The organism is Parageobacillus caldoxylosilyticus, assembly GCF_019272935.1.
Classification (GTDB): Bacteria; Bacillota; Bacilli; order Bacillales; family Anoxybacillaceae; genus Saccharococcus; species Saccharococcus caldoxylosilyticus.
The window spans coordinates 2,774,701-2,787,380 of sequence record NZ_CP040553.1; the positions used below are offsets into that span (position 1 = coordinate 2,774,701).

A 12,680-nucleotide genomic window follows, 5' to 3' on the forward strand; every position below is an offset into this window, starting at 1 on the left:
CTTTTCTACAATAGTTTACTTCTTCATATCCCTTGAGAAGTAAACTATTTTTTCTTTTTTCTTTTTTCTTTTTCTTTTCGAAAGGCGGATGTGCATGGACGAACGAAGACGTGAAATTATTGTGCGGGAAATTGAATATTGGAAGCGCTCTCGCCTCCTTCCAGAGCAATATTGCAATTACTTGCTGGCATTATATACGGAAGGTGATGATAAAAAACGTCCGCATGGTCGGGGTTCAGACCGACGACGAACGGTGTTCACCTTTCTTCTTGCGGGAATGATTTGTCTATTGTTGCCAGCAAGTACTCTTGTCATTTATTTTACTGAATTGTCATTCGTTTTGCAAATGCTCCTTTACGCCCTTTTTTTCTTTCTATGCCTTGTCGCTATACGGCTGTGGAAGGGAAAAGGGAATATTCTTCATATTCCGCTCATCAGCGGCGCGTTTATTTTCCTTATTGCATCCATAAAAATCGGTGAATATTATTTTCCGAAACAAAAAGCGGTTACAGCATTAACCATTTTCATAAATTGTTTATGGTGGATATGGATGGGAAAACGATTTCGCCTACTTTATTTTCTTCTATCGGGTATAATTGGGATGAGCATTTTAATTGCTTTTCTTTTGTTTTAGCCTTTTCCAATGCGGCGATTTTGCCATGGATAATCAGATTAGGGCTTTTCCTCCGCGATAATTTACAGTAAAATAAAATTGTTTGTAGCGGTTCTATTTTTCGAACAATGGTCATACATAAGGGAGGTAAAAAGAGATGAATCGAAACCCGTTAATCCCGTTTTTTATCATTATGGCGTTCGGGATCGCACTTACTCTTGGCCTTTCATTTAAAGGGCTCGGTGATGCGAAAGAGCTCGCAAAAGAGAAAAAAGGCGGCGAGAAAACCGAACAAACCGCAGAGTTCACTCCAGAGAAATTTTATCAACAAACTTGCAGCAGCTGTCATGGGCAAAATTATGAAGGCGGGGTTGGTCCGTCATTAAAAGGAGTAGGTCAACGGCTTTCGCTTGACCAAATTAAAGACGTCATTCAGCATGGTCGCGGCAATATGCCTGCAGGCCTTGTTCCGGCGGATAAAGCGGATGAAATGGCAAAATGGCTTTCTAAGCTGAAATAAACAAAAAATCCCTTTGCCTTAGGTGAAGGGATTTTTTGTTTGTGGTACAATACACAGAAGAAAAGGGATGTGAAAAGCAACGATGAATGAATTTCGTCTGTCGAAACGCCTTGAAACTGTCGCTTCTTTCATTCCAAAAGGGGCGACGCTTGCTGATATCGGCTCCGATCACGCCTACTTGCCGTGCTATGCCTATTTGCATGGATATATTATAAAGGCAGTAGCAGGAGAAGTAGCGGATGGCCCGCTCCGTTCAGCGAAACAGCAAGTGGAAAAAGCGGGGCTTTCGCATGTCATTTCCGTACGGAAAGGTGATGGCTTAGCGGTGATCGCTCCTGGCGAAGTCGATTGCATTACGATTGCCGGAATGGGCGGCACGTTGATTGCGAATATTTTGGAAGCCGGAAAAAATAAGCTTTCCGGTGTAAAAAGGCTTATTTTGCAGCCGAATGTCGGGGCCGATATCGTGCGCAAATGGATGATGAGTAACGACTGGGAGCTGATTGCCGAACGAATCTTAAAAGAAGATGGGAGAATTTATGAAGTGCTCGTGGCTGAAAAAGGCGATGGAAAAAAGCCATATGTCGATATGAAGGCAGAACTATTATTAGGTCCGTTTTTGCTGAAGGAAAAAAATGATGTGTTTTTAGAAAAGTGGCGTCATGAATTGGAACAATGGAAGCGGATCGTCCGTCAACTGGCTGAAAAGGGAGAAACGGAGTCTGCGCTGGCCAAAAAAAGGGAGCTGGAAGAAAAAATCAAGCTTGTAGAGGAGGCATTACAGTGAACAAACTTCCATACGGTTATGAAATCATCGGACTGTTGGAACGGCTCGCTCCGAAACATCTGGCAATGGAAGGCGACAGAATCGGTCTGCAAATCGGAACGTTAAATAAACCGGTGAAAAAAGTGATGGTCGCTTTAGACGTGTTGGAGGAAGTCATCGATGAAGCGATCACCGAAGGAGTCGATTTCATCATCGCCCACCATCCTCCGCTTTACCGGCCATTAAAGCAGCTCGTTACCGATCAGGCGCAAGGTCGCATGATAGAAAAATGCCTAAAACATAATATTGCTATTTATGCTGCCCATACGAATTTAGATATTGCCAACGGAGGAGTCAATGACTGGCTAGCGGAAGCGCTAGGATTGGAGCAAGTAGAGGTGCTCGTTCCAACATATGAAGAATCGCTGAAAAAATTGGTTGTTTATGTTCCAAAGACGCATGCCGATCTTGTTCGGGAGGCGATCGGCAACGCGGGGGCGGGCCATATCGGCAACTACAGCCATTGTACGTTTAATGGCCACGGCATCGGCACGTTTTTGCCTTTAGAAGGAGCCAATCCGTTTATCGGAAAGGCAGGAGAGCTGGAAAAAGTAGAAGAGGTGCGTATCGAGACAATTGTTCCAGCCTCGTTGCAACATAAAGTTATATCAGCGATGCTGCAGGCTCATCCGTATGAAGAAGTGGCATACGACATCTATCCGCTTGAAAACAAAGGAAAAACGTTCGGATTAGGAAGAATTGGCCGTTTGCCATCGGCAATGACGCTTGCCGAGTTTGCCGAGCATGTGAAAAAAACGTTGGACGTTTCAGCTGTCCGCGTTGTCGGCAACCTGCAAGATACAATACAAAAAGTGGCAGTCGTTGGCGGGGACGGAAACAAGTATATTTCGCAGGCTAAGTCGGCTGGCGCGGACGTGTACGTCACCGGAGACGTATATTACCATGTTGCGCATGATGCGATGATGCTGGGGTTAAATATTGTAGATCCAGGCCATAATGTCGAGAAAGTGATGAAACAAGGCGTCGCCCGCTTTTTAGAAGCAGAGTTTGCCAAACGGCAGTTTGCAGCGGATGTTTATATCTCCAAAGTGCATACCGATCCGTTTACCTTTGTGTAAAACAAAGGGCTGGCCCCGCGTTGCTTGGGCCAGCCTTGTTTTCATTGCTTCGTTTCTTTTTTTGCTTTTACTTTCGGCAAAATTTTTTGCAACGGTACGTTTCGTTCCCGTTTCCATGTCGTCGGATCGTTTGGATCAAATTGCTCTAAAAAGTCGATGACTTCCTTTGTAATCGGGGTAGGGGTGGAAGCACCAGCGGTAACAGCGACTTTTTTCGCATCTTTAATCCAGTTAATATCAATTTCCGTTACATCAGCAACGCGATATGCTTTTGTACCGGCAATTTCCTCCGATACTTGGGCGAGGCGGTTGGAGTTATTGCTGCGCGGATCGCCGACAACAATTGTGACATCGGCTTCTTTCGCTTGCTCTGCCACCGCTTCTTGACGGAGCTGGGTGGCGAGGCAAATTTCTTTATGCATTTCGACATGCGGGTATTTTTCTTTTACTTTTTCCATAATATCGGCAACATCCCATTGGCTCATCGTCGTTTGGTTTGTCACCATGATGCGGTCGCTTTTGATCGCCAGACGCTCTACATCTTCGATCGTTTCAACAAGATGAATGCGAGTCGGGTCAATCCCCACCGCTCCTTCTGGTTCGGGATGTCCTTTTTTGCCGATGTAAATAATTTCGTAGCCGTCCGCTAGCTTTTTTTGGATCAAATGATGCGTTTTGGTGACGTCTGGGCAGGTCGCATCAATCGTAACCAGCCCTTTTTCGCGCGCACGTCTTTTCACTTCAGGCGATACGCCGTGTGCGGTAAAGATGACGGTCCCTTTGTCGATTTTTTCTAGAATCTCTAGCCGGTTTTCTCCGTCTAGCGTAATAATTCCTTCCTCGGCAAATGCATCAGTAACATGTTTATTGTGAACGATCATTCCCAAAATATAAATCGGTCTTGGCAGCGTTGGATCTAAGGCGGCATTTCTTGCGATGACCATCGCATCGACAACCCCGTAGCAGTAGCCGCGCGGGGTAATTTTGATCACTTCCATTTTGTTTCCTCCTAAATTCGGCATATAAAACAATTGCTTTCCTTTACATTATATCGGAGAAAAAGGGGGAATACAAAGAATAACTACGTTTCAGATATATAGCTTCGGGGTGGATGGTTTTGGCGTTTTTCCCGATTCTGCCCCCTTGTTTTCATTTGTTTTCTCTGCTTTTGGCACGGTCCGTTTTTTGGTTGAGGGCGCTGTTTTTTTCTTGTTTTTTTCCGTTTTGCTCTCTTCCATACTTTCTTCTTCATCCGCCGGTTTTAATTCTTTCCATATGCGGATCATCGCAGGAAGATTTTTAATTAGCGGGCCGTATTGCTGCACCATTGGCATGACGTTTTGTGCAATGCCAAGCATTTTTTGCACATTCGTCAACATTCCGAGAAATCCTCCGCCTGTGTTTGCGCCGGCGCCAGTGCTAGCGACGGCGTTCTGCATCATTGGCGATATCCACGGGGATGAAGGAGCGATCGGCTGCCCTCTTGAAAATAAGCGCGATAGGAAGCCGCCAAATCCGGGACGGGGAGCGGGTGTTCTCATGGCAGGAAAGGAAGAAGGCGGCATCCTTAAAAAAGAGCGTGGCATCGGGGAAGAAGGAAATATCGGTGGCCGGTTGTAGATCATCTCATTTTCCTCCTTTCTAGGCTAAAATAAGAGAGTATTCTCTTTCATAAAGTATGCGGAAAAACGGGAAATGTTTTTTCTTCTTCTGATCGTCTTAAGTTGCGGTACCGCGCAAAAATTAGATATAATGATAAATCGAGTTATTCGGCTTTCGGCAAAGTCGGAGCAGAAGGGAGTAATGGTGAATGAAGGAAACGCAATTTGAACGTTTTGCCTTTCAGCCGTTTATTATGGAAGCCATTAAAGAGCTTCGTTTTTATAAACCGACGGAAATTCAAGAACGCATTATTCCAAGCATTCTTCGCGGGGAAAGCGTCATCGGCCAGTCGCAGACGGGGACAGGGAAAACCCATGCTTATTTATTGCCTATTATCGAAAAGATTGATCCGGAGCGCGAGGCGGTGCAGGCGGTGATTACGGCGCCGACGCGCGAGCTGGCGACGCAAATTTATCATGAAGTGTTAAAAATCACAAAATTTTGTCCAAGCGACCGGCCAATTACGGCGCGTTGTTTTATTGGCGGAACCGATAAGCAAAAAGCGCTGGAAAAACTAAAAATACAGCCGCATATTGTTGTCGGAACGCCGGGAAGAATTAATGATCTTATTCGCGAGCAAGCCTTAAATGTGCACACGGCGACGATGCTGGTTGTCGATGAGGCCGATTTAATGCTTGATATGGGGTTTATCGTCGATGTGGACCAAATTGCGGCGCGCATGCCGAAAGAATTGCAAATGCTTGTTTTTTCGGCGACGATTCCGGAAAAATTAAAGCCGTTTTTGAAAAAATATATGGAAAACCCGAAATATGTTCATGTTGCGCCAAAACAGGTGACAGCAGAAAAGATTGAACATGTTCTTGTGCCGCTTCGCAGCCGTGACAAAGTGAAGCTGCTGTACGATATGCTCGTTGCCTATAACCCGTACTTAGCAATCGTGTTTACAAATACGAAAAAAATGGCTGACGAATTGGCGGACAGCTTGGTGGAAAAGGGATTAAAGATCGGGGTTTTACATGGCGATCTGTCGCCGCGTGAGCGGAAAAAAATGATGAAACAAATTCGCGATTTAGAATTTCAATATATTGTCGCGACTGACTTAGCGGCGCGCGGCATTGATATTGAGGGAGTGAGCCACGTCATCAACTATGAGCTGCCGCGTGATTTGCAGTTTTATATTCACCGTGTCGGACGCACGGCACGCGCCGGCTACACCGGCATTGCGGCAACCATTTATGAGCCGTCCGATCAAGATGCGATTACCAAATTAGAAAAAATGGGGATTGAGTTTCAACACCGCGATCTTGTGCGCGGCGAATGGGTCGATTTGCCGCCTTGGAACCGGCGGAGCAAGCGGGCTAAGCAAGATGGCGAGATTGCACCGCTTTTGGCGCAGATGAAAAAGCCGAAGCAAGTGAAACCGGGATATAAGAAAAAATTGCTTGCTGAAATAGAAAAACAAAAAAAGCGGTTGCGCCGCTTAAAGAAACGGTAATGATGTAACGGAAAGGGAGAAGGGGAATGTTAAAAATCGGTTCACACGTATCGATGAGCGGGAAAAAAATGCTGCTTGCGGCAAGTGAAGAAGCTGTTTCATACGGAGCAAATACGTTTATGATTTATACCGGGGCGCCGCAAAATACAAAACGCAAAAAAATTGAAGAGCTCAACATTGAAGCAGGCCGTGCTCATATGAAAGCGCATGGCATTGAAGAAATTGTCGTTCATGCTCCGTATATCATTAATATTGGCAATGCGAAAAATCCGGATACGTTTCGACTTGGCGTAGAATTTTTGCGCTCAGAAATTGAACGGACAGAAGCGATTGGCGCCAAACAAATCGTTCTGCATCCGGGAGCGCATGTCGGAGCGGGGCCGGAAGCCGGTATCCGTAAAATTATTGAAGGATTAAACGAAGTATTGACGCGCGGGCAAACGGTGCAAATCGCGCTAGAAACGATGGCGGGAAAAGGTTCGGAATGCGGCCGCAGCTTTGAAGAGCTTGCGCAAATTATCGATGGCGTTACACATAACGAAAAATTGTCTGTCTGCTTTGATACATGCCATACGCATGATGCCGGCTATGACATTGTCGAGGATTTTGACGGCGTATTAGAGGAATTTGATCGCATTATTGGACTTGAGCGGCTCAAAGTGCTGCATATTAATGACAGCAAAAATCCGCGCGGAAGCCGGAAGGACCGTCATGAAAACATCGGCTTTGGACATATCGGCTTTGCTGCGTTAAATTATATCGTTCACCACCCGCAGCTTGACGATATTCCAAAAATTTTGGAGACACCGTATGTCGGCGAGGACAAAAATCGTAAAAAGCCGCCGTACAAACACGAAATTGCCATGCTGCGCGCGCAAGCATTTGATGAAGACATGTTAAGCAAAATTATAGAAGAAAAGTAAAAGGGCAAAAATAGAGCCCTTTTATTTTTTATTGACGAATTTTAAAAATAATTCATTTGCTTTTTTCGCCACTTGCGGCGATGTAATTTTCGCCAGCTCTTTTACCCATTTTTTTCTTTCCTGCGGGTCAAACACATTGATTTTATTCGTTCGGGCGATATGGAGAATTTTTTTTGCCTGTTCGACCGTGAGCGGGATGTTGTAGTCATGGCTATATGACACCAATTCTTCCGGAGTAATCGTTTTGAGCTTTTGTTGAACGAGCTGCTGATAAAAGTTCATTTTTTAACGCCTCCTCTTTTGCTATGCATCATATGAAATGAAGAGACGGAAAGTGTATGGTATACTAAAAGAAAAAAGAAACCGTGGTATTTTGGCACAGAAACAGCATAAAAAAGGACCGTTTAGCTATGTTATTTATCGTCTCAGTTTTATTTTTGTTGGCGCTTTCGCATCCATCGTCAATAAACATAAAGTAAGAGAAGCGCGGTTTAAATCGCTCGTTCATTAATGTTTACAAACGGCGTTCCATCGGCTATACTACGTTCGTAGCTAAATCGTAATTATTATGAATTAGCAGGGGAGAACGCGATGAAAATAGAATATGTCCTGAAAATGGAACATGTATCGTTTCGTTATGAAAAAGAAAATGTATTAGAAGATATTAATTTAGCCGTGCCAAAAGGTGCATTTTTAGGGCTAGTCGGTCCAAACGGTTCAGGAAAATCGACGTTATTAAAATGCGTATTAGGCTTGTTAAAGCCGCAGCAGGGCTATATTTCTTTATTTGGAACGCCGATTGAATCGTTTAAAGAGTGGCATCGGATCGGCTTTGTCTCGCAAAAGGCCAACAGTTTTAACAGTGGATTTCCTGCCACTGTTTATGAAGTGGTGGCGAGCGGGTTGACCGCGAAGCGAGGAATGTTTCGTTTTTTTACGAAAAATGATAAACAAGCGGTGTCGGAAGCGATTGAAGCAGTTGGCATGAGCGCGTTTGCCAAACGGAATATTGGCGAATTATCCGGCGGCCAGCAGCAGCGTGTCTTTATTGCCCGGGCGATTGTCAGCAAACCGGAACTGCTTATTTTAGATGAACCGACGGTTGGTGTCGATGTTCACCACGTGCAAAGTTTTTACAACATGCTTGAAGAGTTGAATGAGCATCTTGGCATTACCCTTATTCTTGTCACACACGATATTGGAACGATTACCGAAAAAGTAACGCACGTTGCTTGTTTGAATAAGCATTTATATTTCCATGGGAAAGCAGAAGAATTTGAAAAGCTCGGGGAAGACGCATTATCGAAATTTTACGGGCATTCGCTTCATGTGCTTTCTCATCAGCACTGATGGAGGAATGACACGATGTTTGAAGCGATATGGCAATATGAATTTTTACGCAACGCATTTATTGCGGGATTATTAATTGGATTTGCTGCTCCGCTTCTTGGCGTGTTTATTGTAGTGCGGCGTCTGTCGCTTATTGCCGATGCGCTCAGCCATGTGACGCTTGCCGGTATTGCTGCTAGTTTACTGCTCGGCAAAAATTTTCCTTACTTTACAAACTGGAATCCGCTCTATATCGGAATGGGATTTTCTGTCCTTGGTTCGCTTTTTATTGAAAAATTGCGGGCCGTCTATAAACATTATCAGGAGCTGGCAATTCCGATCATTCTTTCGGGAGGCATTGGCCTTAGCGTCATTTTTATTTCGCTGGCAGACGGCTTTAATACGGATTTGTTTTCGTATTTGTTCGGCAGTGTTAGTGCTGTTAGCCGCCAGGACGCATGGACAATATTTGCCATCGCTTGCCTCGTAACTGCCATGATTTTATTGTTGTATAAAGAATTGTTTCTTCTTTCATTTGATGAAGAATATGCGGTCATTTCCGGGATTCGCGCCAAGCTGATTCATTTTATATTTATCGTATTGGTGGCGCTGGTGATCGCTGCATCGATGCGGATTGTCGGCGTTTTGCTTATTTCTTCGTTGATGACGCTTCCGGTGGCGGCGAGCATTCGCATTGCCAAAGGCTTTAAGCAGGCGATCGTTTACTCTGTTTTATTTGGAGAAATATCGGTCGTTGTTGGCCTGTTGCTTTCCTATCAGCTCGATTTGGCTCCTGGCGGCACGATTGTGATGCTTGCTGTGTTCATTTTGCTTGCCACACTAATGTGGAACAAGTGGAAAAGGGGATAAGAAAGGATGAATGTCGCACAAGCCATTCGCTTGATAAAGGAAAAAGGATTTAAACATACAGACAAGCGGAAAGATATGCTGCAGCTATTTGCAAACACGGATAAATATCTAACGGCCAAAGATGTGCTGGAGGCGCTGCGCGATGATTATCCGGGATTAAGTTTTGATACGATTTATCGCAATTTATCACTGTTTGTAGAACTTGGTATTTTGGAAATGACGGAGTTGTCAGGGGAGAAACATTTTCGTTTCGCGTGTGATACCCATCATCACCATCATCATTTTATTTGTGTGCAATGCGGCAAAACAAAGGAAATTTCCTCCTGCCCGATGGATGAGCTGGCTGAGCAGCTGCCAGGTTATCAAATATCCGATCATAAATTTGAAATATATGGAAAATGCCCGGAATGTCAAAGGGATATCTCTACATAAAAGAGATATCCCTTTTCTTTATGTTGATAAAAGCCGTTCTACATGCTGTTTTGCTTCCAACCAGTCTTTGACGCGAATGACTTGCTTTGGAAGCGGGCCTTGGTTATATGGCGTATCGAATAAAATAACGGGGATTTGACATGCCTCGGCGATATCGCAGGCGTTATCGTATTTGTCTTCAAAAAAGGCGGAAATGCGATATGTTTTCACTGCTTCAATTTTGTCGTGAGAGCCGATCAATTCGATATGATGATAATGGACGCCGTTTTTTTGAAACCATTGCTCCGTTAAGTCATATAAATGTCTGCCGCGCGCGCTGATATAAAACAGCTCATATTTGTTTTTCCAGCTGTTGATCACTTCCAGCGCATGCTCGGCCAACGGGGCGCGTTCGTAAATCATGGCTTCATATTTCTCCATCCAGCGGTCCATTTCCTCTTCCGTTGTATCGTACAGAGGAGCTAAATTATATTGGGTGATATCTTTTAGCGTTAAATTTTTTTGAAAAGACTTGTTTAAATATGGAATAAATGTGCTCGGACAAGTAACGGTTCCATCGATATCAATTCCAAGCCGTTTTTTCATGTTCGTTTCTGCCTCCCCTAGAAATAAAACCGTAGGAATGTGGATAAAATCAGCAAAAGAGCTTATTTGCCGAAGCAAAGCAAAGGTTTGCCGCCGATAGCCTCAATCATTTTAACATCTATAGAAAATATTCACATCTATAATTTTGCATAAACTTTTCATACTAATAAATGCTCCTTACTTTAGGAAAGCGAGGGAAGCACATGGTGGATGACCGCGAACGCACGTATAACGAAAGCTACGTGCAATCGATTGGAAAAGACGAACCAGAACGCGACTTTATGGAAGAAACGGCGGCAGAAATAGCCGAGCCAGTTCGGCGCAATGATGAACGTGGCGAAGAAGAAGCCGATGGAGCAGGGTTAGGCTGGCTAGCGCTCGCCCTTTCCATTATTTCCTTGTTTATTTGGCCTGTCTTATTAGGAGCAGCAGGCATTATTGTCGGCTTTATTGCACGCCGGCGCGGTGCTGAGACGCTGGGTGCATGGGCCATCGGGATTGGAATTGTAGCGATTATCGTCCGCCTGTTCATCATGCCGTTTTATAGTTAACAAAAAAGCTTGGCGCTTTAAGCGTCAAGCTTTTTGCTGTTGTTTGGCAAAGTATTCTTCCGCCAATTTGTCCACTTCTTTTTTCAGCTCCTCGACCATTTTTTCTTCTGGAACTTTGCGAACAATTTTGCCATGGCGGAATAATAAACCTTCGCCGCGCGCTCCAGCGATGCCAATATCTGCTTCGCGGGCTTCCCCTGGTCCATTGACGGCACAGCCCAGCACTGCTACTTTAATCGGCGCTTTTATTTTCGAAATATATTCTTCAATCTCGTTAGCAATGCTGATCAAGTCGATCTCAATGCGTCCGCATGTCGGGCAGGAAATCAGCGTCGCTGCATTCGATGCCAAACCGAACGCTTTTAATATTTCCCTTGCCACCTTTACTTCTTCAACCGGATCCGCGCTAAGCGAGACGCGGATCGTATTGCCGATTCCTTTGCTTAAAATTGCGCCGAGCCCGACGGCGCTTTTGATCGTTCCGGCAAATAGCGTACCGGATTCGGTAATGCCGATATGGAGCGGATAATCAAACGTGCGCGCCGCTTTTTCATATGCCTCGATCGCCAGCCGCACATCCGACGCTTTTAGCGATACGATAATATCGTGGAAATCGAGCTCTTCTAAGATGCGGATATGGTATAGCGCGCTTTCGACCATGCCGTCTGCCGTAGGATAGCCGTATTTTTCCAAAATTCGTTTTTCCAATGAACCGGCATTGACGCCGATGCGGATCGGTATGCCGCGCTCTTTTGCTGCTTTGACAACGGCTTCCACTTTTTCACGGCGCCCAATATTGCCGGGATTGATTCGGATTTTATCGACTCCGCCTTCAATCGCTTTCAGGGCTAGTTTATAGTCAAAATGAATATCCGCCACCAGCGGAATGTTAATGCGCTTTTTAATTTCCGGAATAGCGTTGGCCGCACGCTCATCCGGGCAGGCGACGCGGACGATTTGGCAGCCCGCTTCCTCCAGCCGCTTGATTTGGGCGACGGTCGCTTCGACGTCGTGCGTTTTCGTCGTCGTCATGCTTTGGATGATAACTTCGTTGTTGCCGCCAATCGTTAAATTGCCAACGCGAACAGGACGAGTTTTTGAACGATGAATAATTTCACCCACGTAAATTCGCTCCTTTAAGAAACAAGTTCATGTCGCTTTCTGAATTATTGTAACAATGTTTATCGTCACTTGACAAGAAATTCGCTATTCATCAGGAAAACTTCCAATGCAGGCATTGATTAGAAGGAGACCGCCTTTTTCTATGCAGAAGCTTCTTCGATGGGGTAGTAAGAAACTCCCGCCTCTTCATGGAATGAAGGTGGGAAAGGTTCATCGTTTATATACCGGTATTTTATATTTTTTCCCAATTCGTAATGCTTGTGCTTTTTCACCTGGATTCAACGTTTCAAAATCGGTGATCGCCTTGTCAATGGGAACAGGGAGCGGTCCGTTTTGCTGCCTTTCCATAATGGACAATAGTGTATCTCCAGGTTTGACGGTCACCGTTTGATACGGGATATGGACGTTTGTTTTTCCGGATGCCGCATATTCAGGCGCTGCTGTTGCTCCCGTGGAGGTGATCAATGTTCCAGTTGTTACATCATGATAAATGATATAGATGGAAAGACACAGGACGAAGGCAATGATTGCTTTTTTCACGCATGATTCCTCCAATGAACGCGTTGTTAGTAACTATGTATGCTTGTCCCAAAAAAAATATGTAAAATATGGTGGCCCGTTTTACGGAAACTTAACATTTGCTTAATAAAGGCATAAAACTCCTCCTTTACAATGAACTTGTACAGGGCAACAGAAACTAATAGGAGGGTCA

At 44.8% G+C, this 12,680-nt stretch carries 18 protein-coding genes; 12 read left to right on the top strand and 6 right to left on the bottom strand.

Annotated elements, in window-relative coordinates; translation table 11 throughout:
* Window positions 1-94: 94 nt before the first annotated feature.
* The 4 genes from BV455_RS14110 to BV455_RS14125 all read left to right on the top strand — a co-directional run bounded on the left by BV455_RS14110 (window position 95) and on the right by BV455_RS14125 (window position 3,038).
* Window positions 95-634, top strand: coding sequence for a hypothetical protein (locus BV455_RS14110; protein ID WP_042406262.1), 540 nt, complete (start codon window positions 95-97; stop codon window positions 632-634).
* 136 nt (window positions 635-770) lie between these two features.
* Window positions 771-1,133, top strand: coding sequence for a cytochrome c550 (gene cccA / locus BV455_RS14115; protein WP_061579652.1), 363 nt, complete (start codon window positions 771-773; stop codon window positions 1,131-1,133).
* A gap of 82 nt (window positions 1,134-1,215) precedes the next feature.
* The gene (locus BV455_RS14120) at window positions 1,216-1,920 is read left to right on the top strand and encodes a tRNA (adenine(22)-N(1))-methyltransferase (RefSeq protein ID WP_017435648.1); all 705 of its coding nucleotides are present in this window, start codon (window positions 1,216-1,218) and stop codon (window positions 1,918-1,920) included.
* Window positions 1,917-3,038, top strand: a complete 1,122-nt coding sequence (locus tag BV455_RS14125; protein ID WP_061579653.1) for a Nif3-like dinuclear metal center hexameric protein — start codon at window positions 1,917-1,919, stop codon at window positions 3,036-3,038. Before BV455_RS14120 ends, BV455_RS14125 begins: the two co-directional genes overlap by 4 nt.
* A gap of 41 nt (window positions 3,039-3,079) precedes the next feature.
* Here BV455_RS14125 and BV455_RS14130 read toward each other — a convergent pair whose 3' ends face one another.
* Both BV455_RS14130 and BV455_RS14135 read right to left on the bottom strand, forming a co-directional pair.
* Window positions 3,080-4,036 (bottom strand): 4-hydroxy-3-methylbut-2-enyl diphosphate reductase, encoded by a 957-nt coding sequence (locus BV455_RS14130; protein ID WP_017435650.1) that lies wholly within the window; start codon window positions 4,034-4,036, stop codon window positions 3,080-3,082.
* A 90-nt stretch (window positions 4,037-4,126) separates the two neighbouring features.
* Complete coding sequence (locus tag BV455_RS14135) at window positions 4,127-4,510, bottom strand: VrrA/YqfQ family protein (RefSeq protein WP_223845373.1); 384 nt, start codon at window positions 4,508-4,510, stop codon at window positions 4,127-4,129.
* Here BV455_RS14135 and BV455_RS20975 point away from each other — a divergent pair.
* The 3 genes from BV455_RS20975 (at window position 4,437) to BV455_RS14145 (ending at window position 7,079) form a co-directional block, all read left to right on the top strand.
* Window positions 4,437-4,658 (top strand): hypothetical protein, encoded by a 222-nt coding sequence (locus BV455_RS20975; protein ID WP_017435652.1) that lies wholly within the window; start codon window positions 4,437-4,439, stop codon window positions 4,656-4,658. The genes BV455_RS14135 and BV455_RS20975 overlap by 74 nt on opposite strands.
* 190 nt (window positions 4,659-4,848) lie before the next feature.
* Window positions 4,849-6,156, top strand: coding sequence for a DEAD/DEAH box helicase (locus BV455_RS14140; protein ID WP_017435653.1), 1,308 nt, complete (start codon window positions 4,849-4,851; stop codon window positions 6,154-6,156).
* A gap of 26 nt (window positions 6,157-6,182) precedes the next feature.
* A complete protein-coding gene (locus BV455_RS14145) occupies window positions 6,183-7,079 on the top strand; it encodes a deoxyribonuclease IV (protein ID WP_061579654.1) in 897 nt (298 codons plus the stop codon).
* A gap of 21 nt (window positions 7,080-7,100) precedes the next feature.
* On the opposite strand, the gene BV455_RS14150 is transcribed toward BV455_RS14145, so the two are convergent.
* On the bottom strand, window positions 7,101-7,361 hold the full coding sequence (locus tag BV455_RS14150) for a DUF2624 domain-containing protein (RefSeq protein ID WP_026078500.1): 261 nt from the start codon (window positions 7,359-7,361) through the stop codon (window positions 7,101-7,103).
* 52 nt (window positions 7,362-7,413) lie between these two features.
* Here BV455_RS14150 and BV455_RS14155 point away from each other — a divergent pair, with 52 nt between their 5' ends.
* From BV455_RS14155 to BV455_RS14170, 4 genes are all read left to right on the top strand, one after another.
* Window positions 7,414-7,590 carry a hypothetical protein gene (locus tag BV455_RS14155; protein WP_155835547.1) on the top strand — a complete coding sequence of 59 codons (177 nt, stop codon included), beginning with the start codon at window positions 7,414-7,416 and terminating at the stop codon, window positions 7,588-7,590.
* An 80-nt stretch (window positions 7,591-7,670) separates the two neighbouring features.
* On the top strand, window positions 7,671-8,429 hold the full coding sequence (locus tag BV455_RS14160) for a metal ABC transporter ATP-binding protein (RefSeq protein WP_061579655.1): 759 nt from the start codon (window positions 7,671-7,673) through the stop codon (window positions 8,427-8,429).
* A gap of 15 nt (window positions 8,430-8,444) precedes the next feature.
* A complete protein-coding gene (locus BV455_RS14165) occupies window positions 8,445-9,278 on the top strand; it encodes a metal ABC transporter permease (protein ID WP_017435069.1) in 834 nt (277 codons plus the stop codon).
* A gap of 6 nt (window positions 9,279-9,284) precedes the next feature.
* Window positions 9,285-9,710, top strand: a complete 426-nt coding sequence (locus BV455_RS14170) for a zinc uptake transcriptional repressor Zur (protein ID WP_042406244.1) — start codon at window positions 9,285-9,287, stop codon at window positions 9,708-9,710.
* Window positions 9,711-9,728: 18 nt separating this feature from the next.
* Here the strand turns inward: BV455_RS14170 and BV455_RS14175 are convergent, their stop codons facing one another.
* Window positions 9,729-10,295, bottom strand: a complete 567-nt coding sequence (locus BV455_RS14175) for a nucleotidase (protein WP_017435071.1) — start codon at window positions 10,293-10,295, stop codon at window positions 9,729-9,731.
* 203 nt (window positions 10,296-10,498) lie between these two features.
* Here BV455_RS14175 and BV455_RS14180 point away from each other — a divergent pair, with 203 nt between their 5' ends.
* Complete coding sequence (locus tag BV455_RS14180; RefSeq protein WP_017435072.1) at window positions 10,499-10,846, top strand: hypothetical protein; 348 nt, start codon at window positions 10,499-10,501, stop codon at window positions 10,844-10,846.
* Window positions 10,847-10,870: 24 nt separating this feature from the next.
* Here BV455_RS14180 and ispG read toward each other — a convergent pair whose 3' ends face one another.
* Both ispG and BV455_RS14190 read right to left on the bottom strand, forming a co-directional pair.
* Window positions 10,871-11,968 (bottom strand): flavodoxin-dependent (E)-4-hydroxy-3-methylbut-2-enyl-diphosphate synthase, encoded by a 1,098-nt coding sequence (ispG, locus tag BV455_RS14185; RefSeq protein WP_017435073.1) that lies wholly within the window; start codon window positions 11,966-11,968, stop codon window positions 10,871-10,873.
* A 210-nt stretch (window positions 11,969-12,178) separates the two neighbouring features.
* On the bottom strand, window positions 12,179-12,508 hold the full coding sequence (locus tag BV455_RS14190) for a LysM peptidoglycan-binding domain-containing protein (RefSeq protein WP_017435074.1): 330 nt from the start codon (window positions 12,506-12,508) through the stop codon (window positions 12,179-12,181).
* Window positions 12,509-12,680: the final 172 nt, after the last annotated feature.